This window comes from Bacillus cereus group sp. Bce041 (assembly GCF_052646455.1).
In genome coordinates this window covers 118,267-144,441 of sequence record NZ_JBQXON010000004.1, presented here as the reverse complement: position 1 = coordinate 144,441, position 26,175 = coordinate 118,267, and the positions used below count along the sequence as shown (strand labels likewise).

The window sequence follows — 26,175 nt, the reverse complement described above, 5'->3', positions numbered from 1 at the left end:
CTTTTGCTAACTGCTCTTATTTTCTACAATTGGTTTCATTTACCTGATGTATTTAACGTAATATTAAGTTACAATATAAACGAATAAAATATATTTGGCTGTTATACCATTACCCTAGGAAACTAGGGTTTTTATTTCTATAAAATGAAATTTTTATTGTAATTACTCACCCATAGTTTTATATTTTTCAAATATTCCATTCTTCCGGAGAGTATTTACTAGCTGCCTTATCGTTAATTCCGTTCTTCCTAATGCTAAAGCAATTCCCTTCATCTTTCCGAATCCATAATACTTACATATGTAGGCTAATTCTTTCGTTGTATACGGCTTCTTATGATTCGGATGGTAATCGGTTGGTACTTCATTCGGCCCTGCGCATCGTATTGAACTTCCACCTTGATCACTTTCCTTTCAAATGAAGTTTTTATTAAGCTACTTGATAAGCTTTACAAACCCATGATTCATCTTCGTCTGCGTCAATCCGCAAAGAATATTTCTACCTTCAATTTCAAACCATTCTTCATTACGGCCGTCGCCTCAAATACTCCGCTTATATGATCAAATTTCTTGATATCCTCGTCCTCTAACATTCCGAATTCTTCTGGGAGACTATCGTAGAATTTTTCTACTACATTTTCTAAATCATACTGACTTTTATATGTTTGTTCGTGAATTAACTGGACCTCCATTTTCATCCTCCTTTTCTAATAAAATAGCGTTTTTGTTTAGTTTCACTCTAAAAGTAAAATTTTCATTTTTTCATTCAACCAAGTTCATAACATATTCTTTTCCCCCGATAAAATAATGATTAGGTGTCCCATGCGCATTTTATTCATTGGAAATAATACCTTTCACGTACTTACGTATTAGAAACTTCATTTCTGCTTCTTCTCCACTAGCAATTTTGTTCACTTTTTTGATACATTTATGAAACATTCACATGTTATCTTCAATATGTTCTATTCTTTTTGAAAAACCATGTGAGAATACCAAAATAAGAAGCCCTAGAGCCCTAACTCTAGGGCTTCTTGTTTTCAAATAAGGATTTTGCTAAAAAACTACACATTTATTAAGAACATGCATAAAATATAATGTGGTATTCTTTTTCAATATTAATGTTTATCCGAGAGCGCCTTGAATGGCGCTCTTTAATTTCCAAATAACATTTTTAGATAATTACGAGAGCGGATTTTATTATGTTGTACAAGCACTACTTCACTTTATTAAATAGACTATATAGATATTTAAAAGAAGGGAGCTTTAAATTCATATGGCTGATTACTTTTATAAAGATGGTAAAAAATATTATAAAAACCAATCACATTCCAACAATCAAAAAAATAACTGTTTTATTGAAACTCATACGATAGCTGGTTCTGCAGAAAATGAAAATGGAAATATACCTGTGTCAGTTTTCCTTGAAACCACCGCTCCACAAACTGTATTTGAGGATTTTACAAACAATCATAACAAAACATTAATTCAGTTATTCGTTGTCGGTATGAGTGCACCCGTTCAAGTAACTATTCTAACAAGAAGATCTAGCGTACCAATTACTACTACATTACAACCTGTTCAAACAAAAATATTTCAAGTTGAAGATTTTCAAGGTCTTACTCTTACAAAGCAGGAAGGTTCTACTAGTGTAGTTAGTTTATTTGTTCAAAAAACATTTTGTATATGCTGTAACGATAATAACGATTCATGTGATGAATATTACCAAGAATGTAATTGATAGATTAAATCACCAGAAAAACCCTTTATATAAAGGGTTCTTTTCCTTTTACTCCCCTCATTTTCCCGTTTTTTATTAAAATAACGATTTTATTATGTTTCCTAACTTACAGTAATGTCCTTAAAAAACATTCATATATATTTATCAGATGCACTTTTAAATCCCAGAGTATCAAATACTTTTAAGAGTTGACTGACCAATAATATTCGAATTATCTTTAAAAACTTATTAAAAATAACTTAGATACAAAAAAGCTACGTTTTATATAGGATAAAAAATTATCTTACGTAAAGGAGCTTGATTATTTGTGAATTATCAAAATGATAACAACCCTAACATTCACAAACCTTGTTCTTGTCCATCTCCCACGGCTAACAGTTTAAATGTTGTTCAAACTACCCCATCAATAGTTTCTGTAAACTCTGCGATTCCACTAGATACTGTGGTAAATTCTAATGGCACGGCAATCTCATTCACACCACCAACAACTGTTTTACTTGAAGGTGGAAGAACCTATTTGGCAATCTATGAAGTGCAAGTTATCATTCAACCAGGAGGTAATTCGGCAGGTATCACTATGTATCTGAATAATAATCCAATCATTGGATCAGGTACTTCTCTAGGATATACAGCCGGATTCACTTCTGTATCAGCCCCCGCAATTTTCACTACACCTCCAGGTATAACAAGTACTCTTACTGTTAATGTAGGACCATATTCTAATACATTAAATACATTGGGCTTAACTCTTGCTGTTGTAGCATTAACATAATAAAATGTAAAACTCTCTAAAATGATTCTATTTGTCTCTTATTTGTCTATTGGGCTAGCCTCTAAGAACTCCACATAACTACATATAGAAAAAGAACATTATTTGGTTCGATAGTACTAGGTGACTCGACTAGCACAATTGCTGAGTCACCTATTTATCTATAACAAAATAAAGCTTTTATTTAATTTATTACTTGTTCTTTTTAATGCATTATTCTATTACAATTCATTTTCATGTTATAATTACCAACAGTACATATTTTAATAGGCACAACAAATCTCATAAATATAGGAGGACCTTAATGATCCTAACTCAAGAAAAGAACATAAAATTAATTATGCATTTTCTTACATTATTATCTTTTTTTATTCTTATTTTCTTTAGTGTCACAATTTTTTATATACCTTTGGTTTTCTATTTTGTATGTAAACCACAAAACATTCGGAAAAATATCCTTGAAGCTGTTTTTTACCAACTATTCATTTGGATAATTACAGTAATTTGGAATCTTTTCATAATAAGAATCTTAATGCTATTTTGGTCTAATTTAGACTTGGCTTCAAATAACACTTTGATTATTTTCGGGGTAGCTCCTTTATATCTAATACTGTTTCTCTTGTTAATTTTTGGACCTATAAAAGGAATTTTATATGTGCTACAAGAAAAGGACTTTCATTATCCTATTATTTCTAAATGGATTAACAAATAAAAATACGTGTAGAAGAATTCTGAGTTTGACTGAATTCTTTTTTTATGGATCTTTCAAAATCTTTTACAACTTCCTTCATTCCTTCTTTTTAATAAACTTCAACTTTTATTACAATAACGCTTTTTTTTAATACAATCGTTTTTCTATAAACTTTGTAACCTTCATTTCCTTTCCTATGATTACAATTTCCTCCTAGCAACCAAGTATTGGCTATATCCCCCATATGAACACCTCAATTTTATTGGCATATACTTTGAAGGAAAAAACATTTCAATTAAACATATACCTACAAATTCAGTTGCTAATAATTTACCAAAAATTACTTAACATTTAATTTTTTTAAAGGAGGTATTTATGAGATATAATCGAAAATCAAATTCATGTGATAAATTTCAGCAACCCTGCTTTGTTTCTATATCCCCTTGCGATCAAAGTAATTGCTGTACACCTGTTTTTTTCTCGAATGCTCAACAACAAGAATTATTGCAAATAATAAATCAATTAAATCAAGCCATCCTTTCTTTTTTCACAACATCAAATCCAACAACTATACAAATACTCCAATCAGCATTACAGGCATTAAATGATTTATTAATAGCAGTACAACCAAATACACCAAATAGAAATTTAGTTATAAGAACTATAAATCAATTAATTAATTCTTTACCTACCGCATCTCTCACTCAAATCTCAGCATTATTCCAATTTCTATTCCAAAGCTTGTCTTCACTTATAAGTTGTTCAAATATATCGGACCCCTTATTACAGCAAACATTCAACTTAATTTTACAAGGAATCTTAAATAGTTCGCTATTAAGTAACATCGGAACACCGGGGCCGACTGGAGCCCCCCTGGACCTAGAGGATTTCCTGGACCTAGAGGCGCTCAGGGTTCTCAAGGTGTGCAAGGAATTCAGGGGCCGGAAGGACCAGAAGGACCGGAAGGACCTCAAGGTGTACAAGGGATTCAAGGACCACCAGGACCACCTGGGCCTACTGGTTCAGGGACCGGAATGGGAATTCCTGGACCACCGGGACCTACTGGGCCTCAGGGTATCCAAGGGATTCAAGGACCGGAAGGACCGGAAGGGCCCACTGGACCTCAGGGTGTACAAGGAATTCAAGGGCCGGAAGGACCACCAGGAGCCACTGGACTTCAGGGTGTGCCAGGAATTCAAGGGCCGGAAGGACCACCAGGAGCCACTGGACCTCAAGGTGTGCAAGGAATCCAAGGGCCGGAAGGACCACCGGGACCTACCGGAGATTGTGATTGTCCACCGGGACCTACTGGACCGACCGGACCTACTGGGCCAACCGGACCTGCATGTAATTTCCTAGTATATGCTACAAATGCAGGACTCATAGATGACCCTACAAATGATACAGTATCTGTAATTAACACCGGAACAAATATAGTAGTTGATACAATTACTGTAGGTAATGCACCACTTGAAGTAACGGTTTCACCAAATGGAGCTCGTGCCTATGTTACTAATATTTTTTCTGATACCGTTTCCGTTATTGATACTGCTTCGAATACTGTTATCGCTACCATTCCCGTTGGAACTGATCCAATCGGTGTAGCTGTTTCTCCAGATAACACAACTGTTTATGTTGGAAATCATGGTAATAATACTGTTTCTGTTATTAATGCAGCTACCAATGCAGTTATCGCTACCATTCCTGTTGGCCTCGCTCCACAAGGAATCACTGTTTCACCAAATGGGACCTTTGCATATGTTGCAAACGAATTAAGCAACACAATTTCTGTTATTAATACTGCTACCAATGCAGTTATCGCTACCATTCCTGTCGGTATTCGTCCTAGAATAATCGTCTTCACACTAGATGGTACTCGTGCTTATGTCACAAATCAAAACAGCAATACTGTTTCTGTTATTAACACCGCTACCAATGCAGTTATTAATACAATTAACGTAGGTATCGAACCTGTTGGTATAGATATTACACCGGGTGGAAATCTTATTTACGTTGTAAATAAAGTTAGTAATAATGTATCTGTAATAAATGTGGCGACAAATACTGTAATTGATACAATTTCTGTTGGTTTATCTCCTGATCAAGTAACCATCATACCTGATGGCACTCGAGCATATGTTACAAATCAAGCTAGTAATACTGTTTCCGTTATTGATATTGCTACGAATACTATTATCACTACTATCCCAGTAGGTGTCGCTCCAACCGGAATAGCTACTGGAACTATTTGTGAATAAAATAAAGAAATGAAAGCCACAGATAGTTTTTATTAACATTGATAGTATGTGATATTCTTTCTTTAACTACGTTCAAACAACCAGGATAAACCTCTATATTCTGTTAATATTCTTTTCTGTTTTGTCTTACAGAACCTGCCGAGCCGCTAGCTGTTGTTAGCTGCTCTCTTTCTATAAAATCCAAATCAAATACCAATCAATTTACTGAAATTGATTTTTTTGGAATTACATGATAATATTTACCTATAAAATTATTACCCTTATACAAAGAGCTATGAGCCTTTCCACTCATGGCTCTTTTTTATTACGATTTTCACTTCACATCTACACGATCAACTTTACCGTTTATCCAAACCGCGACTTGCTCACCAAATCCACTCATTGGTGGATTGACTACTGTTACATTTCCGCCCTTCACTATTAAAAGTTTGTTGCTACCAACATCAATTTCTACTTTTTTCAAATGTCCATCTCCCTTTTACTACCGCATGTACTCGACAACATCAGTTTTAAAGCCACTTCCCAAATAAACCCTTACTGGAATTATTTCTTTTTTATCCCTCACTGCCTTACACAATTCTTCAGCTGTATCCCAATTGGAAAACTTGTCTACAACTCTTTGAAATCTCCGTGTATTCATTAACTCTTAGGATTTATTCTCATGTTTTACCGAGCATGCAGGAAGAAGGAGTAAAAAATTTTGGTGAAAATATCTTTGGATAGCTAACGTTTGCAGAATGTTTGCATTTTATATCAAAAAGCCAAACAAATCTTGTATTAACAAGGTTTATTCACTTTAACATATGTTATCATGTATAATACATATGTTAAGTAAATTCAGAATAACGAGGCAAATATTATGGACTTTGTTTATATTAATCAAAACGTGTTAAATAATCTTCTATACATTCTATGTAGTATATTTGTTTTTTATTTCATATATGATAGCCGGCACTATTTAAAGAAATATAAAATACTACTGATTACCCTTTGTTCTAGTATTCCGCTTATTTTATGTATGCGATACCCTATCTATATGGATGAAAGTTGTATTCATGATTTAAGACAAATTCCGGTCATAATAGCTACGCTTTATGGTGGATTCCCTGTCGGTATCATATTGTTTACAATTTTATTAATTACAAGATTTATATTTTATGGATTTAATATGCTAACAGTCGTTGTTTACGGAATAATGTTCATCGTTACAGCACTCGCATCTTCAAAATTTAATACATATAATAGAAAACTTAAAGTAGCTTTTTCCATGTTTTTAACCTTTTTCCTAGCAATATTTACAACTTTAATTGTATTAACTTTATCAGATTTTGAAGTGAATAATTTGTATATTATTTATTTCATGGTATTACCGACTACTTTAATGTTATTTATTGTTTATATAAATGAAGTTATAAAGGATGCTGTATTAATGCGCTCTAAATTAATTAAAATGGAAAAAATGGAGATTGTTAGCCAACTCGCTGCAAGTATATCGCACGAAGTAAGGAATCCCTTAACGGTTGTAAAAGGATTTACACAGCTTTTAAAAACACAAAATTTAACTCCTGAATCAAGAGACGAATATATTAAACATATACTTGAAGAGTTAAATCGTGCCCAAGAAATTATCGATGATTACTTAACGTTTGCCAAACCTGCTCCAGAAAAATTAGATCAAATTTCAGTAAAACAAGAGTTAAATCGAGTTATTAATATGATATTGCCATTGTGTAATATGAATACGATACATATTACACAGGATTTTTCTGAGGCAACCATTGTTGGTAATAAACAGCACTTTCAACAATGTTTTTTAAACTTAATAAAAAACAGTATTGAAGCAATGCCTAATGGTGGTACCTTAAATATTTCCTCATCTATCAATAATAGTAAAGTTGAAATACGAATTGAAGATAGCGGAGTTGGAATGTCACAGGAGCAAATACATCGATTCGGTGAACCGTATTTTAGTACAAAAACAAAAGGAACTGGTTTAGGTACAATGGTTGCTGTTAAGATTATTGAGACGATGCATGGAAGTTTAAAAATCCGAAGTATCGTTAGTAAAGGAACGACTTTAACGATTACGTTCCCGAAATATAGTGAGAATACGCATTTAAACAAATAAAAAAGGAGCATAGTTGCTCCTTTTTTATTTGTTTCGATACATAAGTATCTTCAATGTTTTTTTAGTTTACATTTGTGAAGACTAATTAAAAATTAGTATCCTCCGCCCCAGCAGCTGCATCCTACAATTATTAATAGAATGAATAACACAACTAGTAAAGCGAAACCTCCACCAAAACCACAAGAACCACCGTAACTCATATTTTCTCCTCCTTTTGGTTTGAAAACTAATAGGTAGTTGATCATTTTAACTGGTTCGTATTATACATTATGTATATATCCCTTTTTTGAGCATGTCTACATAAAAATAAGTAAAAGCACTCGTTTAAAGAGTGCTTTAAAATGGATACCAAAAGTTTTGAAATACGTTTAATTTTAAATATACCGCAACAATAAATATGAAAATACCGGCAAATAAAGCGATGAAATCTTCACGTTTCGCCTTACTTGTATAAAACCATGTACGTTTATCCTTCTTTCCAAATCCTCTTAAATCCATTGCATTTGAAACCGTATCTATTCTTTCTAGAGAATGAATGATTAGTGGCCAGAAAATTAAAACACGGTTCTTCATACGAACCCATAAACTTGCTTCTCCTTTTTCAAAAGCCACTCCTCTCGCTTCTTGCGCGTGTTTAATAATTTTATACTCAGACTGGATGTCAGGAATATAACGTAGTGCAATATTTATTGCATATGTAATCTTATAATGAATACCAAGTTTACTTAAGCTACTTACAAATTCGCTTGGATCTGTCGTGTAAATAAAAAGAAGTGTAAATGGTAATAACGTAAAATACTTTAATGAAAGTGTAGCTGCATAAAATAATGTTTCATATGTAATCGTTGCATATCCAACATGTAAAAACGCGGTATATGATTCAGTTAATTCAGATCCATGAGTTGGTGTAATAAATAAAATCATGACAGAGTTTAATAAACTAAATGTAAATATGACACTAAAAACAATTAAAATTTTACGAAATGGAATTTTAGCAATGCTGAGTCCGATACACCCAATAATAAATAATATTAGCAACACCCGAAAATCAAAAAACAAAAAAGTAAGCGTCATACAAAAAATAAATAAAAACAATTTCACTACCCCATCCATACGATGAAAATATGTACTATGCACCTTCCTCCCTCCTATTACTGTCTAAATAAAGCTCCATAAATTTTTCTGGACATGCAATCCCACTAAATTTAATAAGCTTGGTTAAAGAACTCTCTCTTAAGTTGGCTCTTTGTAACGTTTCTTGATCGCCTAATACATCAAACACTGTATTATCCGCAATAATTTTCCCTTCATGTAGAACTACTGCACGGTCTGTATATTCTAGCGCGAGATTCATATCGTGAGTGATAACAACAAATGAAATTCCCTTTTTAGCTAGGTTTTTAATAAACGACATAAATTGTTTATAATGATAATAATCTTGTCCCGCTGTCGGTTCATCTAATATGATAAGCTTAGGATTTGTTGTTAATACAGATGCGATTGTTAGTCTCTTTTTTTGCCCATAGCTTAGTGCTTGAATTGGCCAATTACGAAATGGATATAAACCACAAATTTTTAAAATCCCTTCTACTTTATTCTTAATTTCTTCCTTAGAAAAATTATGTAATGTTAATGTAAATGAAACTTCTTCAAAAACAGTAGGCTGTGTAATCATATGATTTGGATTTTGCATCACGTAAGATATGATTTCCCCACGTTTACGAATAGACCAAGAACTAATATCTTCACCTTTTAACGCAATTTTCCCATTTTTCATTTTGTTTATACCTATAAGACTATGAGCTAATGTTGATTTCCCTGCTCCATTATGTCCTAACAGTGCCACAATTTCTCCTTCATATATTAAAAGGTTTACATTTTCTAATACTTTTTGTTTATTAGGGTATGAAAATGATAAATTCTCCACTTTAAGTAATTCCTTGTTTTTAGCATTCCTTTCTAATATGACTTGTTTCTCCATCCACTCTTTTATAACGTTGCTTACCTTTTCTTTTTGAAGGTTTTCCATTGGATATATTACGTCATTATTACGATCAAAATGTAATCTCTTTAATGCTTCGATGTAAATAGGCTCTCTTAAGCCAATACGTGGTAATATATTTGACGCTAAGATTTCTTTTGGTGTTCCCATCGCAATGACTTTACCTTCATCAATTAATATAACTTTGTCTAAATCCAGTTTTAAAATTTCTTCTATCCTATGTTCGATAATAACAATCGTTTTATTATACTGCTCATGTATATCTTTCATAAGTTCTATCGTATGTATGGCGCTTAGTGGATCTAAGTTCGCTAATGGTTCATCGAACAATAATATATCCGCATTTGTTGTTAATAAACCAGCAAGAGAAACTGTTTGCTTTTGGCCTCCTGATAATTCATGTGGACTTTGTTTATGAAACGTATGCATCTTCACCTTTCTTAATGAGTCCGAAACAATCTTTTTCATGTTATCTTGCTTTACACATTCATTTTCTAAATAAAAAGCTACATCTTCTTCTACTGTCAGACCAATAAATTGAGCATCTTGATCTTGTAAAATTGTTCCTACCTGTTTACTTTGTTCAAAAATACTTCCTTCCCTTGGGTCTTTACCGGCAATTAAAACGTTACCTGTGCTATTCCCTTCGTAAGAAAATGGGATTAGCCCATTTATACAATGAGCTAATGTCGACTTTCCTGAACCACTTCGTCCAGCAATTAGCACTTTTTCCCCAGGGTATATATGAAAGGTAATATCACTTAAAGTAGGCTGCGCAGCATGCCCATATTGAAAGGTGAATTGTTCAAACGAAATAATTGGTTGCATGTTAACATCCCTACTTTTCAATTTTTAAATGTGTATGTTTCTTATTGGATTTCGCCAAACCAATTGTAAGTGGCAATCCAAGTACTAAGAAAACGATGACATCGGAAATTGTTGCTCCTAATACTTGTATAACAATTTTGTCAAATGGTTCTCCCATCACAATAATATCGAATGCCCCAGCAAATATAATAGCAATGACAATACCAACTAGCCCAGTAATTGCTAAATAAGAAATATCCCCCTTGTTAAACGACCCGTTTTTCACACTAAAACCAACTCTTTTTTGAATAAGCCCCATTGAAAAACCAATAATTCCTGAACTAATAACCCATCCCCACCAAATACCCCATCCAGCAATCGTATCTGTTACGGTATGACCGATAAGTCCGATTAACAGTCCTGCCACTGGACCAAATAATGCTCCAAAAACAGTTAATATAGCTAATGCTGGTTTAATAAATGTATTCGGTGCAATAGAAAATCCCCAAAGTCCTAATATCCCGTATAATGCTGCTCCAATACCGATTGCTACTACTAACTTTGTTGATAATTTATTCATGACAATTCCCCTCTCATATTAGTCAACTTTTATTACTCTATATTTAATTTAAAAATGAATTATGCATCGACACTCCCTTTCTATACAACAAAAAAATGACCTCTTACATAAGAGGTCACTTTCTTTCACTTTCAAGAATCCTCTTATCTTTCAAAAAACACATCGTGTCCTCTGCGGAATTAGCACCTTCCTATAAAATTGCATAGGGGTTGCTGAGGTTTCTTAGGGCCGTTCCCTCCACCTCTCTGGATAAGTATTAATTTGTAATTCGTATTATGGCACTAAAGAATGTAAATTTCAACACTTTTCTTACTATTTTTATTTTTTATTAAATAGCACGTTTAAATCATTGTATTCTTATCGGAATTATGAAATAATGAATTCAAAATCGTTTCGGGAGGAATGCATTATGAAAGTTATTGGTTTGATTGGAGGATTAAGTTGGGAATCTACATCATTATACTATAAACATATTAATACACTTACACTCTCTCAATACGATCAAAATGCGAAGCTAATTTTATATAGTATGGACTTTGGTGAAGTAACTACTTTATTACAAAACCATCAATATGAAGAAGTGAAAAATGAACTAGTTACAGTTGCAAAGAAAGTTGAAAAATCTGGGGCTGAATGTTTATTAATGTGTTCAAATACTGTACATCTATTTGCCGAGGAGGTAGAACAAGCAATATCTATCCCGCTTCTTCACATTGGTGATGTAAGTGCTAAAGAAATGGTAGAACAGAATATAAAACGTATCGGACTATTAGGAACAAAACAAACGATGGAGCAAGATTTCTATAAATCACGATTAGCGAAATATAACATTGAGACAATTATCCCAAATGACGAGGAAAGAACTTTTATCCACCATGTCATATTAGATGAATTAAGTAGAGGGATCATTTCAGAAACATCTAAAAAAAGGTTATTACAAATTACAAAATCATTAATTCAAAACGGTGCTGAAGGTATATTATTAGGCTGCACTGAAATACCTTTACTCATCTCCCAAAATGATCTTACTGTTCCCGTTTTTGATACTGCTTTTTTACATGCAAATACTGCTGTACAATTTGCTGGATAAGAATACACAAGCATAAAGGTGAGAACCTCTATGCTTGTATACAGTTACGACTATTTATCCCGCTATTTGCAGGCAGTAAAGCCCCACCAATTAAAGTTTTACTTTATTTAAAAGAGATTCAATAACTGCAATCGCTTCTTTTGAACCACCACATTCTAAAAAGCTATCATTAAGTTTTCTTATACCATATTTATACTTTTCATTTGAAAGTACATCTGTTACGGCCTCTTTTAAAGTGTGTACATTAACATGTTCTTTCAATAGTCTATGTGCCGCTTCAAGCTCAGTTAATCTTTGCGCTATCATTGGCTGATCTTTATCATGCGGTATTATTACAAATGGGACATTATAATGAATGGCATCGTGTACACTATTCATACCACCATGTGTAATAAAAACATCTGCTTCATTTAATATTTCTGATTGAGGTACGTATGGAGCAATTATAAAATTATCTGGTGCTTCCTTAATTTTAGAAATATCATTTCTATCACCAATTGCCATTACAACTATCCCATCAAAATCTGAAAAAGTATCAATACAAGTATTAAAGAATGGTTCGAGTCCTTCAAGCAGTGTTCCCATTGAAATATAAATAACTTTCTTTTCTTTAAGTGATTCCAGTGGAAACTTTATATTTGTTTTACGCTTTGAAATACTCGGTCCAATAAAAATGTTATTTTCCCCGAACGATTCGCTATTAGGTTGGAAATAACGACTTGTGTATACGAGACAAACATCACCCTTATTATTCATAAATTGAAGATTATTCTTTGGTTTTACTCCAAATTTATGTTCCATCTGATTTAGTAATTTTTCAGAGATTTCCTCTGGTTGAAATGGCATATCTGCATTTGGATGAAAAGGTAATGTCTTCAAAAATTCTGGCGGAATTAAAAATATAGGTGAGGACACTACACCTGGAACTTGTAAATATTCCTTTACTAACTCTCCTGCGCCAAATATATCATAAATTACGAAATCAAAATTTATACTTTCATATAATTGTTTCGTAATTTCTAATATATATAAAGAAGTTTGAACATGCACATGAAAGAAAGCATTTAACCCAGATGAGGTTTCAGCATCAATAGAAATCTCTTTTAATAGATCCGGATGAGTATGTACAGTAGCTCCTAAATCTTCAATTCTATCCTTAAAGTTTGCCGTTGTAATATAATGTACGTTATCCCCTCGTTCAGTAAAGGCTTTTACTAAATTTAATGTAGGGTTTACATGCCCCTCTGCTGGAAAATTAACTACTAAAATATTTAGCACTTATTCCTCACTCCTTACATTTCACTGTTTTAATTAAGCATACTGTTATTTGTACAAGTAATCTTCCCCTAATAGTCCTAATATGCTTGCTACATTATATTGATAAATAATTTTCAGTCATCAACATAAAAAAAGCATCTACCTATGTAGATGCCTAACCGTGATAAGGAGTGTTCTGTGAGGTTAGAACAAGCGTTTCTGCTTGTCCTATGCTATCAATATATGATTTATTTTATAAAATGTGAATCGTTAATAGAATTATTTTATCCATTTTATATGATCAAATGGATAAAATACCATTTCTACTTTACCTATTATATTTGATTCATCAATAAGTCCAAGTGTATTCCTACTATCTTTACTATGATTACGATTATCACCTAACACAAATAATTTATGCGTAGGAACTTTTATTTCTCTAAAATTTGAAAAACGATTGGATACTTGTGACATATCTAAATGTATATACGACTCATCACGCTTTTTACCGTTAATAAATACCTCATCCTCTTTTAGTTGTATGTTATCCCCCGATAATCCAATAATTCGTTTCACATAGTAAGTAGGCGCGTCTTCTTTTTTTATAATGACAACATCTCCATGATGAAAAGACGATAAACAGACGTTTACCTTATTAACAAGTATATAATCTTTTTCATTCAAAGTAGGTTGCATCGAAATTCCTTCTACCATACAAAATAAAAAGGACTTATTAATAAAAATAACCCCTATTATAATGAATATGTAGCTACATATGTTCCTCCAATATTTTAGAATAAACAGCTTCATATATACCCCATTTCTAATCTATTCCCAGATAAAAACGCCTCTAGTTTACAGGAATGCTAGAGACGTTTCGTACATTTTAATTCTCTTTAGAGGCATCTGTTTTTGGCGCTTCACCAGTTAATCTCTTATTTTTCAAATCAAAATAAGCATCTAAAACTTCTTTTCCAATATCGGAGTTAATGCCCGATTTATCATTTTCAACCCATGGTACTACAACAGAAAATGCTACTTCTGGATCATCATATGGCGCATATCCAGCCAATGTTAAGTTATAACATTCTCTACGATCACCTTTCGCATTTCGCCCAATTTCATTTTCTCCACCATATACAGTTTGTGCGGTCCCTGTTTTACCAGCTGGTTTATATGGTGCTTTTTGGAATGCTCTTACTCCCGTTCCATCTCCCTCTTGAAATACTTTTCTAAATCCTTCTTTTACTTGATTAATATATTCTTGTTTCATATCGATTCTATTTAAAACAACGGGTTCTATTGATTGTACTACTTTACCAACCTCATCTTTTTGAACGGTTTGTTCTCTAATCTCTTGAACAATTTGTGGTTTCATTCGATACCCTCCATTTGCGATAGTCGAAATATATTGTGCAAGCTGAAGTGGTGTATACGTATCATATTGTCCAATAGAATAATCTAATAAGAAACCAGGCTGATTATCTTTTCTTCCAATTTGTCCTGCGGTTTCATTTGGTAAATCAATACCAGTTTGTACGCCTAGTCCAAATTGCCTGAAATAATACCTCATTTTATCAAAATATTCTTGTTTAATATCTAGTGAACTATTTTTCACATAACCCACGCCAGCAATTTTTAATGCTATATTAAACATATAAACGTTTGAAGAAACTTGTAACGCTCTTAGATCGTCTATATCACCAAAATTTTTCCAAGACTTCTTTTCCTTAGTTCCTTTAAATTTCATAGGTGCATCATAAAAATGTGTTCCAGGAGTTATTGCATTTGTTTCAAACCCTGTTAACACTGTCGCACCTTTAACCGTTGATCCAAGCTCATATGAACTTGTCAGCGTGCCTAAAGCATAATCTTCAACTTCCATTTTCCCGTCTTTTTCTACAAGCCTTTTCCCAGCCATCGATAATACTTGGCCATTTTTCGGATTCATCATTACTACGAAAGCACGGTCTAACATTGATTCTGATCCTTTATATTGTTTTAATATTTTTTCTATGCTCTCCTCTACTTTTTTTTGCAATTCCATATCTATTGTTAAAGTTAAATTTTTACCGCTTTTCCCTTCCGAAACCGTTTCCGTTCTAATAGTATTTCCTTGTTTATCAGCAATGCTTCTTACTTCTTTTTTTGTACCATGAAGTACATCTTCGTATTGCTGTTCGATATAACTTTTGCCGACCCTATCATTTCGGCTATAATCACGCACTAAATAATAATCTAATCGTTCACGTGGCAATCCTTCATCAGCATTTGAAACGTTACCAAGGACAGAACGGAATAATCCATCATTTACATAGATTCTCTCCCAATCAACTGATGCGTCTACTCCTGGAAGGTTCGCTAAATTTTCACTAATCACCGCATATTCCTGTTCACTAACGTCCTTTTTAATAATTTGAGGTGCCATTTGAAAACCTGAGGTCATTTTACTTTTAATAGCTAACACTTCTATATCTTTAGCCGTTAGTTCTTGAAGATTTTTATCTGTAACGCGTTTCCTTTTTAAATCTTCTATTTTTTTGTCTAGCTCTTTTCCGGTAATATCCTTATCTCGGAACTTATCTATTTCTTTTTTTGATACTAAGTCTTGAGCAAGTTCTGGATTTAATTGCATCCAAAAGTCTTTCTTATCAGTCTCAGTTAACTTATCTATATCTTCTTGCGGCATTTCAATAATATCTGCAAGTTGTCTTGCTGATTTTAATATTTCTTCTTGTTTTACACCTTTCACCTTTGTATATGTAATCGTACGTAAAGACTTATTATCAACTACTGGATTTCCTTCACGATCAAATATTTTCCCACGTGGTACAGAAAGGCCCACGGTTGCATTTTCTCTCTTCTCTACTTCATTTTTATATGTTTCTCCATCAAAAATTTGCACTTTCCCTAACTGAATAATAATGCCAGAAAATAAAAAAAATACACAAAGGAATAAAATATTTAACCGGAGAGGTACTACTCTACCACTTTTCTTCTCTTGCTTTTTCACCTTGTCATAATCTCCTCCTTACAATATTTCAAATAATAATCACATTTCTATATTAAAAGTAATGTACAATTTCTATACATTGCTTTGTACAAATATTAATATAATGTTTAAAACTTAATAGAAATTAAAACAAAGGTAAAGAAAAGGTAAAGTTTACTAAATTAAATATAAAAAATACCCAATAACAAAAAGCTTAGTTTTCACTAATCGCTTTGTTATTGGGTATTAATTGATTTAAGAATTACTACTAGTGCGTATTGCTATACATTTGTCGTCACAATTAGAAAGAGATTGTTTACTTAGTACTTTCGGTAAGTAAATAGTTACTGTTGTCCCGACACCAACCTCGCTCATGATACTAATTGTCCCTTGATGACTTTCAATAATTTTATAACTTAACATTAATCCAATACCAGTCCCTTTTTCTTTCGTACTATAAAAAGGTTCACCTAATCTCTTAATTCTTTCTTCAGGTATTCCTATTCCTTCATCTATTACATGAATGATGACACCATCATCATTTATTTCTTTTATGTGAATTGAAATTTCCCCACCATTTGGCATAGCTTCGATTGAATTTTGCAAAATATTAATAAATACTTGTTTCAATTGATTTTCTGAGCATTCAATAATTATATCTTTGTCATCCGTAAATAGTTCAACTTGAATATTTGTCATAATTGCTTTTGTATTCATTAACGATACGACATTTTTAAAAATTTGATAAATATTTTTCTTTTCTGTATTTATCTCATCTGTTTTAGCAATTGCCAGAAATTCTTGCAGGATCGCTTCTATCCTTTCAATTTCAGAGAGCATAAGATCAAAATATTTTTCTTGATCTTCTTTATTAATTTGAAATAACTGTATAAAACCTTTAATTACAGTTAAAGGATTTCTTACTTCATGAGCCACGCCAGCTGCTAATTGACCAATTGCTGCAAGCGTATCTGATTTATTTAGCAATTCTTCTGTCTTTTTTCGCTCTGTAATGTCGCGTACAATAATCATAATTTTATCATGTAATAATGGTAAGCACCTAGCCTCAAAGAAATCAATACTTCCATTAAGTGTGAGTGGATATTCTACAATTACATTCGTTCCTTTTTCCTTCACTTGATTAATGGATTCCTGAAACTGCTGTGCTACTGACGTTGGTAATACTTCGTAAAACTTTTTTCCCATAAAAGCTTCTGCGGGTACGTAAAACTTTGTAGGAGATCCTGCCTTGTAATCTATAATTGTGCCATCATCTTCTGTTAAGAAACATAAATCTGGTAAAGCTTTAAAAATTAATTCCAGTTCAGATGTTTGTTGTTTTAACTGCTCTTCTATCGCTTTTAAATGTGTAATATCTACACCAACAGCCCAATAACTATATCCTGTTACAGGAAACTGTTCTGATATATTCGACCACATTATTGTTTTGATTTCACCATTTTTACATGTTAAGTGCATTTCCCAATCTCTGAAATTTTTTCCACAAGTTAAAAATTTCTTTTGTATTTGATGGCGATAATTATGATCAGGATACAATAATTGCAGTGCATTGGGATTTCCAATTATTTCTTCAGCGGTATAACCTGTTACAATTTCGCATTCTCGATTCCACAAAACAAAATCTCCATTATAATCAAGCGCATCGACCATAACAGGCATGTTTTGTAAAATCGTATGTAGTTCCTCCTCTTCCTGAGAAAGCAACGTTGTATTTTTACTTTGAAATACTTTTATTGCACTATCTAAAATTAAACTTGAGAGCATTTCAAAGTATTTTTGACAACTGAAAATTTCACTTTTTTTGGACCATACAACAAAAGATCCTAAATGTTGATTGTATAAGAAAATGGGGATTTCAATCTTTGGAAGTTTACTCTTTTTTATCTCATTCATTCCGAATGAAAAAACACACTCTTTTTCAGCATCAAGAAGTTGATGTGATATGTTAGTTAATTTATAAAATTGTTCTGCCATGGTTTCTATTGTACTCACATCAATAAGTTCCATTAGCCGCGAATTCATTCCTTTTTCACCTCAATATGTAAAATTAATACAAATCTAAAATTCATACTTCTCCATTATACGAAGAAAGCTAGTGTAGGTATATAGCTGTAGAATAATTATTCGAACAAATTTTATTTTTCAATTAAAACAAGAAAAGAATATATATACTGAATATACCTTTAATTAGTATATATTTCGTTGATTCCTCACTTATTATCTAGATAACTTGAATTCCTCCTTACATTCACTGAATTTTTACTCGAGAGTCATACACGTTACTAATAGCGGTATAAACATGCAATAAGTATAAAGTTCATAAAATATTCACATTTCCCATGAAAAATATAAACATTTATTCCAATATATTCTATATAATAAAATGTAATAAGGCTTCTATGAATCTCATAGAATACCTTACCCCTAATAAAAAAGAAAAAAGAATCCATTTGGATTCTTTTTTCTTTTTTTAATTACATTACATATTTATATAAAGCATGTGCCACACCATGTTCTTCATTTGATAACGTTTCGTATTTACACATTGCTTTTATTTCTTCAACTGCATTTCCCATTGCAATTGATATATTCGCTTTTTCCATCATAGAAACATCGTTTAGTCCATCACCTATCGCTACAGTGTTTTCAACCGGAATATTAAGATATTCTGCTAAAGTATATAATCCATTCCCTTTTTGAGCATCTCGATGATTAATCTCTAAATTGTGCCAATATGAAGATGTAATTGCTAAATCTGTATTATGAAGAAATGTTTCTTTTAGTTTTTTTAATTTCTCAATATCATAAGAAAATGGTAATAGTTTATGCACATGTATGTCTGTTTCTACAATTGGTTTACAACTTTCCGCACTATGAAACGCTGTATGCTCAAGATATAATGCTGCGATTGTTTCTAACTCTTTCAAGTCGAAATTTTCTTTTGAATTCTTCACATACTCAATTTCATTACGTACACTCTCTACTCCATAATCCGGTACATACACACCTTTATCAGTATAAAGCTGATAATATAAACCATTCTCTTCAAGATATGCTACAATTTCAAGTGCCTGCATATTTTGAATTGGATATCTCTTCATCATTTTTTTATCCTTATATATAAGAGCCCCATTTTCTGCAATGATTGGACACTCTAAATTAACTTCTAACAATAATCGCTCAATGTCAACAATAGAACGTCCTGTACAAATTGCTACAACATGGCCAGCTTCTTGACATGTTCGAATTGCTTCTGCATTTTCTTTACTTATCATTTTATTCCCTGAAAGAAGAGTTCCATCTAAATCAATTGCGATTAATTTCATTATTTCTTCACCACTTTCTATAAATACACGAGTTCTAATTAATTATTAGGTATCGTTTTCATACAATCCTCGTGTGGTACTTCTTATTTATAATTTATGAAAAGCGTTTCAGGTCAAGAAATAATTAAAAATAAAATCCAAAGCTTTTCTTTTTAAAAAGCTTTGGATTTTAAACTATGAATTATAACTAATGTATTTTGTCTCATACATGTACACATTTTTTTCTTCAGTTGGGATATATACTTTAAACTTTTCTAACCGTTTTCCATAGACATGAATCGTAATAACGCTTTCATTTGTGCTAATTTCAAGAATATGACAATCTGCTGGTGGAATTACTTTATCAGTTTCTCCTTCTCCCAAATAAAGATTCCCTGTATGTGTTAAATAAACAAGTGAATTTCCAAGTTGTTTCGTTTGTATAAAGTTCTGCACCATTATCCTTCCTGAAAAAACGCCTTCTACTCCCCATGTGCCGTCATGATCATGTAAAGGTGTAGATTGTCCATCTTTCCATACGAGAGCTAGTACTTCAAAACGTTTGAGCGGATCTTCATACAATAAATGTCGTGCATATTGAGTCAAATTGGCCTTCTGTTTATCTAACGGAAGCCATGTTTTCTTTTCTAAAAGTTCTTCTAGTAACTTTTCAATGCCACACACTATTTCTTCTTCAAATAAACCGTTTTCCATAAGATCTGTAACACCTTTAATAAACTTTTGAAATGATTTACTTCCATTACAAGTCAACATAAGAATCCTCCTCTACGTTTTATACAATTCCATATTAAGGTAATTTCGGAAAACTCACAATTGAGAAACAAAAAACAAGATGCAAATGTATGCACCTTGTTAAGATTTTTATTTAGCTTTCAATCGAATAGGTAAGTATTTTAATGTTTGTTCATTTTCCAATATACATTTTTCTAAACAGAAAGATGGAGATAGTTCTATTTTTTCAAAAGTATTTATAAAGGTAGTTAATGCAATCTCAGCCTCTAAACGTGCAAGTGGTGCTCCTAAGCAAAAGTGAGGACCTTTCCCAAAGGTTAAATGCTTTTCATTTCCTGTTCGAAGTACATTAAATTGAGAGGCTTGTGAAAATTTTTTCTCGTCTAAATTCGCTGCACTAACCCACGCAACAATCATCTGATCCTTTTTCATTAAAGGACCAAATATATTTGTATCCTCTGTAATCCTCCGGGCCAATGTAACAGGAAAGCGATAGCGTAATACTTCCTCAATCGCTTTTGAAATTAAGTTAGGTTCTTTTCTTAACTCTTCATAAATTCCAGGTGAATCTACTAAAAAGCAATAAAAGCTATTAATAATTAAATTTGTAGTGGTTTCATTCCCAGCCGCTAGTAAACCTAATGAAAAGGTTACAATTTCCTCATCGGTTAATCTTTCGCCTTCATATTCAGCTCGAATTAAATCAGATATGATATCATCTGTTAAATGATATCTCTTTTCCTGAACAATCGGTAGAAGGTATGCTTTGAATTCATTTAATGCTATCCCTTTCTCGGCATCCAGATCATTAAACTTTTCTTTACTATACGGCATAAATAAAATATCAGACCATTCTTTAATTTTTTTACGATCTGTTGTTGGGACTCCTAATAAATCGGAAATAACGGTAACAGGTAAAGGTGCAGCAAACTGTTCAACGATATTAACTTCACTACATTTTTCGATATGTTGTACAAGTTCATCTGCGATAGCCTGTATTCGAGGTTTCCACTGTTCTAAACTTCTTGGAGTAAATGCCTTAGAAACAATGGAACGTACATTGCGATGTTCTGGTGGATCTGCAGAGTTTATATTTATTCTAGTTTCTAAAGGAGGGATTGAGAATTGTCTGCGCTCCCTTCTACTTGAAAATAAGCGATAATCTGATAAAACACGATTTACATCATCATATAAAAAAACATTCCATACATCCTGCTCTTCATCATAATGAACTGGGTGATTATCCCTCATCAAACGATACCATTCATATGGATTCCATAATTCTTCTTTTGTTTTTAGCTTTGAAATTTCATGAACTAAAATAACATTTTCAGGTGAAGCCATAGTTCTTTCCTCCCTTTTCTTTTACAATAAAAGTGATAGGTCGGCAGTCCAAAGTTGTATAAACTATCATATGTTATTTTAACATATACCAAAGGGGATTTTTCATTAGAGAACTTGAGAAATATATAAGGGGGATTTTTATGTACGTTGACATTTTACTACTAGCAGAATTAACGACAGGACCAAAACATGGATATGAAATTAAAAAAAATGTTCAAAATCGTTTAGGTGAAAATTTCGAATTAAATCACAACATGCTTTATCCAGCCCTTCGGCGCTTTGAAAATATGGGTGCTATAACGAAAAAAATACATAAACAAGTCGGAAAACCAAACCGAAATATGTACGATATAACAGAAACAGGAGAAGAAATTTTTTCTGAAATGTTACGAGAGTTTCCCGAAAAACTTGCGACAAACAATACAGAATTTCTTGTTCGTATTGCGCTATTTGAAAAACTTGACTATGAGGATAGAAAAGAGATTTTGACTGTACGTCAAAACGTACTACATAATCAGCTTACTGCTATTCAGTCTCTAGATGTTACCTCATCTTTTATTACTGAAGTCATTGAATTTAGTAAATCACGAATTGAACATGAATTGAGTTGGATTACATCACTTATGAAAAAAATATGAAAAAATAACAAGAAAAGTTAAAAACAATGAATGAAAATGATATTTATTATCAATACTATAATTAATAAAAGGGCAACCACGATTTGGCTACCCTTCAAACATTTACACTTCTGGATCGAAAGTTTTGCAATCTGTTTCTTCCGTTGTAGATGCATGTTTACCTTTATGACTTACTACGTAAATTGCCTCTGCACTACATTTATTACCGTTCGCCCAAAATTTACAGTTATTTACTTCACATAAAACGTCTTGTGCCATAGTATCACACCTCCTTGTTCTATTATCATTAACAACATTCGGAGGTATGATACTCTTTGTCATGCATTTTTTATTCCCTTTTTAGCTTTCTTAATGGTTCAATATCTCCTCGTACAATCACATCTATATTTTCAGTTATTTTTTCAATATCAAAATGCCACCATTGAATTTGCAATAATTCTTGAATTATTTCATTTGAAAATCTCTCTTTTATTTTATTTGCAGGGTTTCCACCAACAATTGTATATGGTGCGACGTCTCTAGTCACAACAGATTTAGCTGCAATGATTGCACCATCCCCTATTTTTATTCCGGGCATAATTGTTGTATCCATACCAATCCAAACGTCATTTCCTATAACTGTATCACCTTTATAAGGTAAATCAGACAAACTAGGTGTATACTTCTCCCACCCATTTCCAAAGATATTAAATGGATATGCCGAAAATCCATCCATCCGATGATTGGCTCCGTTCATAATAAAGTTAACTCCAGATGCAATACAACAAAACTTTCCAATAATAAGGCGATCTCCAAGAAATTCATAATGATGTAATACTCGATTTTCAAATGTTTCTCCATCTTTTGCATCAAAATAAGAATAGTCACCAACAAGTATATTAGGTTTTGTTATTATATTTTTTATAAATTGAACGTTTTGATTTCCTTCAATAGGGTATTTAACATTTGGATTAGGATTCATTTTGTACGGCACTTCCTTTACCACTTATTTCACTTTCTACCGCTATTACTGGCTTTAAATTGTATATAGGTAAAATAAACAATAATCCAATTATAAAAAGTAAAGCCGTCCCTTCATACATCATACTTAATGAAAACATCTCTTTTAATGAACCAGCTATACTCATCGTTACTACCATTGAACCGGTAAAAAGCGGACTTAAAATACCATTTACACGACCTATAAAATCGGTATCGCTATTTTGAATAATAAGCGTATTAATACCAATTTGGATACAAGGAAGAGCTAAACCACTAAAAAGCTGCGCCGTAAGTGTCACCCATAAATTTGTAGAATATCCTATAATGCCAATACCAATTGCTTGACCAAGCATACCGATAATTAACATCTTTTGCGGAGCAACATTTTTCGCAAATACCATTGCTAATGCTCCGCCAACAATCATTCCCGCACCATTTACTGTTAGTAGCCACTGTAAACTCTCTTTTGATAATCCTAGCTGCTCAGTCACAATAAATATACCTAATGGTTGAATTAATCCTATACCTAGTCCTGCAGCCATAAAGCAAAGCCCTAGCAAAGTTAATGCTTTTTTCTTTTTGACATACTTAATACCATCCTTCATCTCCTGCAGCAGAGTGATATCTTTCTTTTCTACGTCGTTTTCAAGATCTTTCGGAAGAAATAACAATACAACTGCCGCAAGTAAAAACGAGATACCTGTTATGATGATTGAAATATAAATTCCAAAACTATGAAAGATAAATGTCCCTAGAATTGGTCCTAATACCATAAATATTGCAAATATCGTTTGATATATAGACATCGCTAATTGAATTTGTTCCGTTGATAAATGTTGTTTAAACAACTTCATTCCAGATGGTTGTGAAAACTGTGAAAGGATTGCAGAGATGAGTGTCACAAAAAACACAATTTTCCACGTTCCAAACATAAGCGTAATTAATACAGCGAATACTGAAATGGAACTTAACGTTTCACACCATATCATTGTCTTCTTTGGCTTCCACCTATCAGCAAAGGTACCGCCAATAAATGAAAAAATAAAAATTGGAGCGAATTCAGCAACTGAAATCATAGAAATAGCAAAAGCATCACCTTTTGTCATTTCCATTACATATAGTAATACCGCAAAGTTTCGAACCCATATTCCTATTTGTAAAAATAATGCTGATGCTAAAATCCCTTGTACAAACCGATTTTTTAATACTTGTGATACCCCATTGTTTTGTTTCGTTACTACATTTGTCGACATAAAAAAGCCTCCTATTTCATGTTCTGAACAGGAGGCAGCACAAATCATATAAAAAGACAATATATTCGCAGAGCGAAATACATCCCTTTTCTATAAATGTACAGACTAACCCTATTCAGAAGAATATTTCGTTTTTTAACGAAGATCTCTTACAAATAGAATTAGTTGATCATTGGGATGTCTTCACCCTTCCGTTTCAAATTTAAATAACACATACATACTCTATGTAAATCATTTTCGATGTATGCATGTCTCCTTTTAACTATTCTAGAAAGTTAAAGGCAATTCCTCTAAAGAACGCATTAAATAGTTACCTTGCCATTTAATTTCTTCACGATTCCCTTTTATTTGTAGTTCAGGCATTCGATTAAACAAAGTAGTAATAGCAATCTTTGCTTCTAACCTCGCAAGTGGAGCTCCTAAGCAGAAATGACTACCATGACCAAAGGCAATGTGACGGTTGTTCTCCCGTGTAATATCAAATATTTCTGGATTTTCAAATACTGTTTCATCACGGTTCGCTGAAGCCAATGCAATAATAACCATATCTCCTTTCTGTATTGTTTGATGGTGAATTTGAAAAGGTTCCGCTGCCCATCTTGCAGTTGTAACCTCAACTGGAGAATAATAACGCAATCCTTCCTCAATAGCCGAATCAATTAGTTTTGGATTATCTTTTAATAACTGTAATTGATTTGGATTTTCAAGAAGTGCTAATACCGTATTTGTAATTAAATTCACTGTCGTCTCATGTCCTGCGACAATTAATAGCATTATCATTGAATATAGTTCCCGAGCGCTAAGTTTATGCCCTTCACTCTCTGCAAGTATTAAAGCACTCACCAAGTCTTCTTTTGGCTCTTTTCTTTTAATATCAACTAAATATTGAAGATATGTAATAAATTCAGATAGTTGTTTTTCAGTCTCTTTTATTTCTTCAGGTGTTTCTGGTGATGCAATAACAGCATGAGACCAAATCCTAAATTTCGCTTGATCTTCTTTCGGAATACCGAGCATCTCGCTTATTACAATAATTGGTAATGGAAATGAATAATCATCCACAAGATTTAATATACCTTTTCGCTCTATATCACTTATCAAATCATCTGCTATTCTCTGAATTCTTCCGTCTAATTGTGCAATCATCTTCGGTGTAAAAGCTTTTTGAACTAAAGATCGTAAACGACTGTGGTTAGGTGGATCTGAATTTAGCATATGTGTTGTTAAGTGGTCACTATTATCAACGGAAAGATACATGTTCTTTATATCTTGAGAAAACACATTTGTCCAATCTTTTTTTAAACGATTATCTTTTAAAAGTGGCAGAGCATCTTCATATCTAGTAATGAGCCATTCTTTACCGATTTCAACTTGGTTTACAAATAATATAGGTTGTTTTTTTCGCGATTCTTTATAAATTTCATACGCATCTTCTTTAAACTGAGCTGAAGCTAAATTAATGCCATCCTCTATGCTTAACCCAACTTTGTTTTTCATTGACATTGTATTCCCTCACTCTCATTTGTTTTTGAAAACCAACCAACATATGCATTATACTCTAATAAAAACGT

Annotated in this window: 22 protein-coding genes, 3 pseudogenes and 1 riboswitch; of the genes and pseudogenes, 7 read left to right on the top strand and 18 right to left on the bottom strand. The window is 32.6% G+C overall.

Features of this window, described 5'->3' with window-relative positions; genetic code table 11:
- Positions 1-162 precede the first annotated feature (162 nt).
- Together ACUN13_RS14920 and ACUN13_RS14915 are read right to left on the bottom strand one after the other, a co-directional pair.
- Positions 163-395: pseudogene (locus ACUN13_RS14920) on the bottom strand (DNA-entry nuclease).
- Positions 396-427: 32 nt separating this feature from the next.
- Positions 428-689, bottom strand: a pseudogene (locus tag ACUN13_RS14915) (hypothetical protein).
- A gap of 581 nt (positions 690-1,270) precedes the next feature.
- On the opposite strand from ACUN13_RS14915, the gene ACUN13_RS14910 reads away from it, so the two are divergent.
- The 4 genes and pseudogenes from ACUN13_RS14910 to ACUN13_RS14895 all read left to right on the top strand — a co-directional run bounded on the left by ACUN13_RS14910 (position 1,271) and on the right by ACUN13_RS14895 (position 5,453).
- Complete coding sequence (locus ACUN13_RS14910) at positions 1,271-1,735, top strand: hypothetical protein (protein ID WP_000796392.1); 465 nt, start codon at positions 1,271-1,273, stop codon at positions 1,733-1,735.
- A gap of 307 nt (positions 1,736-2,042) precedes the next feature.
- The gene (locus tag ACUN13_RS14905; protein ID WP_001109239.1) at positions 2,043-2,507 is read left to right on the top strand and encodes a hypothetical protein; all 465 of its coding nucleotides are present in this window, start codon (positions 2,043-2,045) and stop codon (positions 2,505-2,507) included.
- Between the two features lie 301 nt (positions 2,508-2,808).
- Positions 2,809-3,216: a DUF4870 domain-containing protein gene (locus ACUN13_RS14900; protein ID WP_445423874.1), complete on the top strand. Its 408-nt coding sequence runs from the start codon at positions 2,809-2,811 to the stop codon at positions 3,214-3,216.
- Positions 3,217-3,570: 354 nt separating this feature from the next.
- Positions 3,571-5,453 (top strand): annotated as a pseudogene (locus ACUN13_RS14895) (YVTN family beta-propeller repeat protein).
- Positions 5,454-5,766: 313 nt separating this feature from the next.
- Here the strand turns inward: ACUN13_RS14895 and ACUN13_RS14890 are convergent.
- Positions 5,767-5,916: a DUF3954 domain-containing protein gene (locus tag ACUN13_RS14890; protein WP_000754941.1), complete on the bottom strand. Its 150-nt coding sequence runs from the start codon at positions 5,914-5,916 to the stop codon at positions 5,767-5,769.
- A 396-nt stretch (positions 5,917-6,312) separates the two neighbouring features.
- Here ACUN13_RS14890 and ACUN13_RS14885 point away from each other — a divergent pair, with 396 nt between their 5' ends.
- Positions 6,313-7,581, top strand: coding sequence for a LytS/YhcK type 5TM receptor domain-containing protein (locus ACUN13_RS14885; protein ID WP_000348330.1), 1,269 nt, complete (start codon positions 6,313-6,315; stop codon positions 7,579-7,581).
- Between the two features lie 92 nt (positions 7,582-7,673).
- Here ACUN13_RS14885 and ACUN13_RS14880 read toward each other — a convergent pair whose 3' ends face one another.
- From ACUN13_RS14880 to ACUN13_RS14865, 4 genes are all read right to left on the bottom strand, one after another.
- Positions 7,674-7,781, bottom strand: a complete 108-nt coding sequence (locus tag ACUN13_RS14880; RefSeq protein ID WP_000120182.1) for a YjcZ family sporulation protein — start codon at positions 7,779-7,781, stop codon at positions 7,674-7,676.
- Between the two features lie 136 nt (positions 7,782-7,917).
- A complete protein-coding gene (locus tag ACUN13_RS14875) occupies positions 7,918-8,718 on the bottom strand; it encodes an energy-coupling factor transporter transmembrane component T family protein (RefSeq protein WP_000556372.1) in 801 nt (266 codons plus the stop codon).
- Positions 8,711-10,411, bottom strand: a complete 1,701-nt coding sequence (locus ACUN13_RS14870) for an ABC transporter ATP-binding protein (protein ID WP_001182511.1) — start codon at positions 10,409-10,411, stop codon at positions 8,711-8,713. Before ACUN13_RS14870 ends, ACUN13_RS14875 begins: the two co-directional genes overlap by 8 nt.
- 10 nt (positions 10,412-10,421) lie before the next feature.
- Positions 10,422-10,970 carry an ECF-type riboflavin transporter substrate-binding protein gene (locus ACUN13_RS14865; RefSeq protein WP_001038210.1) on the bottom strand — a complete coding sequence of 183 codons (549 nt, stop codon included), beginning with the start codon at positions 10,968-10,970 and terminating at the stop codon, positions 10,422-10,424.
- A gap of 140 nt (positions 10,971-11,110) precedes the next feature.
- Positions 11,111-11,226: riboswitch (SAM riboswitch) on the bottom strand.
- 153 nt (positions 11,227-11,379) lie between these two features.
- Here ACUN13_RS14865 and ACUN13_RS14860 point away from each other — a divergent pair.
- The gene (locus ACUN13_RS14860; protein WP_000864372.1) at positions 11,380-12,060 is read left to right on the top strand and encodes an aspartate/glutamate racemase family protein; all 681 of its coding nucleotides are present in this window, start codon (positions 11,380-11,382) and stop codon (positions 12,058-12,060) included.
- A 90-nt stretch (positions 12,061-12,150) separates the two neighbouring features.
- Here the strand turns inward: ACUN13_RS14860 and ACUN13_RS14855 are convergent, their stop codons facing one another.
- The 7 genes from ACUN13_RS14855 to ACUN13_RS14825 all read right to left on the bottom strand — a co-directional run bounded on the left by ACUN13_RS14855 (position 12,151) and on the right by ACUN13_RS14825 (position 21,732).
- Positions 12,151-13,338, bottom strand: coding sequence for a macrolide family glycosyltransferase (locus ACUN13_RS14855; RefSeq protein WP_000932156.1), 1,188 nt, complete (start codon positions 13,336-13,338; stop codon positions 12,151-12,153).
- Positions 13,339-13,596: 258 nt separating this feature from the next.
- Positions 13,597-14,127, bottom strand: coding sequence for a signal peptidase I (lepB, locus tag ACUN13_RS14850; RefSeq protein ID WP_033666239.1), 531 nt, complete (start codon positions 14,125-14,127; stop codon positions 13,597-13,599).
- A gap of 76 nt (positions 14,128-14,203) precedes the next feature.
- Positions 14,204-16,330 (bottom strand): peptidoglycan D,D-transpeptidase FtsI family protein, encoded by a 2,127-nt coding sequence (locus tag ACUN13_RS14845; protein ID WP_071740570.1) that lies wholly within the window; start codon positions 16,328-16,330, stop codon positions 14,204-14,206.
- A gap of 234 nt (positions 16,331-16,564) precedes the next feature.
- A complete protein-coding gene (locus ACUN13_RS14840; protein WP_445423873.1) occupies positions 16,565-18,352 on the bottom strand; it encodes an ATP-binding protein in 1,788 nt (595 codons plus the stop codon).
- A 452-nt stretch (positions 18,353-18,804) separates the two neighbouring features.
- Positions 18,805-19,656 carry a Cof-type HAD-IIB family hydrolase gene (locus ACUN13_RS14835; RefSeq protein ID WP_000766391.1) on the bottom strand — a complete coding sequence of 284 codons (852 nt, stop codon included), beginning with the start codon at positions 19,654-19,656 and terminating at the stop codon, positions 18,805-18,807.
- Between the two features lie 174 nt (positions 19,657-19,830).
- Complete coding sequence (locus ACUN13_RS14830; RefSeq protein WP_000954438.1) at positions 19,831-20,409, bottom strand: cysteine dioxygenase family protein; 579 nt, start codon at positions 20,407-20,409, stop codon at positions 19,831-19,833.
- 108 nt (positions 20,410-20,517) lie between these two features.
- Positions 20,518-21,732, bottom strand: a complete 1,215-nt coding sequence (locus tag ACUN13_RS14825; RefSeq protein ID WP_000168006.1) for a cytochrome P450 — start codon at positions 21,730-21,732, stop codon at positions 20,518-20,520.
- Between the two features lie 140 nt (positions 21,733-21,872).
- On the opposite strand from ACUN13_RS14825, the gene ACUN13_RS14820 reads away from it, so the two are divergent.
- Positions 21,873-22,370 carry a PadR family transcriptional regulator gene (locus ACUN13_RS14820; protein ID WP_000289124.1) on the top strand — a complete coding sequence of 166 codons (498 nt, stop codon included), beginning with the start codon at positions 21,873-21,875 and terminating at the stop codon, positions 22,368-22,370.
- Positions 22,371-22,472: 102 nt separating this feature from the next.
- Here ACUN13_RS14820 and ACUN13_RS14815 read toward each other — a convergent pair whose 3' ends face one another.
- From ACUN13_RS14815 to ACUN13_RS14800, 4 genes are all read right to left on the bottom strand, one after another.
- Complete coding sequence (locus ACUN13_RS14815; RefSeq protein WP_000046095.1) at positions 22,473-22,628, bottom strand: DUF1540 domain-containing protein; 156 nt, start codon at positions 22,626-22,628, stop codon at positions 22,473-22,475.
- 70 nt (positions 22,629-22,698) lie between these two features.
- Entirely contained in the window at positions 22,699-23,331 is a 633-nt protein-coding gene (locus ACUN13_RS14810; RefSeq protein WP_001069244.1) for a Vat family streptogramin A O-acetyltransferase, read from the bottom strand.
- Positions 23,321-24,604 carry an MFS transporter gene (locus tag ACUN13_RS14805; protein ID WP_000106396.1) on the bottom strand — a complete coding sequence of 428 codons (1,284 nt, stop codon included), beginning with the start codon at positions 24,602-24,604 and terminating at the stop codon, positions 23,321-23,323. The genes ACUN13_RS14810 and ACUN13_RS14805 overlap by 11 nt, the downstream gene beginning before the upstream one ends.
- A 267-nt stretch (positions 24,605-24,871) precedes the next feature.
- The gene (locus tag ACUN13_RS14800; protein ID WP_086404447.1) at positions 24,872-26,107 is read right to left on the bottom strand and encodes a cytochrome P450 family protein; all 1,236 of its coding nucleotides are present in this window, start codon (positions 26,105-26,107) and stop codon (positions 24,872-24,874) included.
- Between the last annotated feature and the right edge of the window lie 68 nt (positions 26,108-26,175).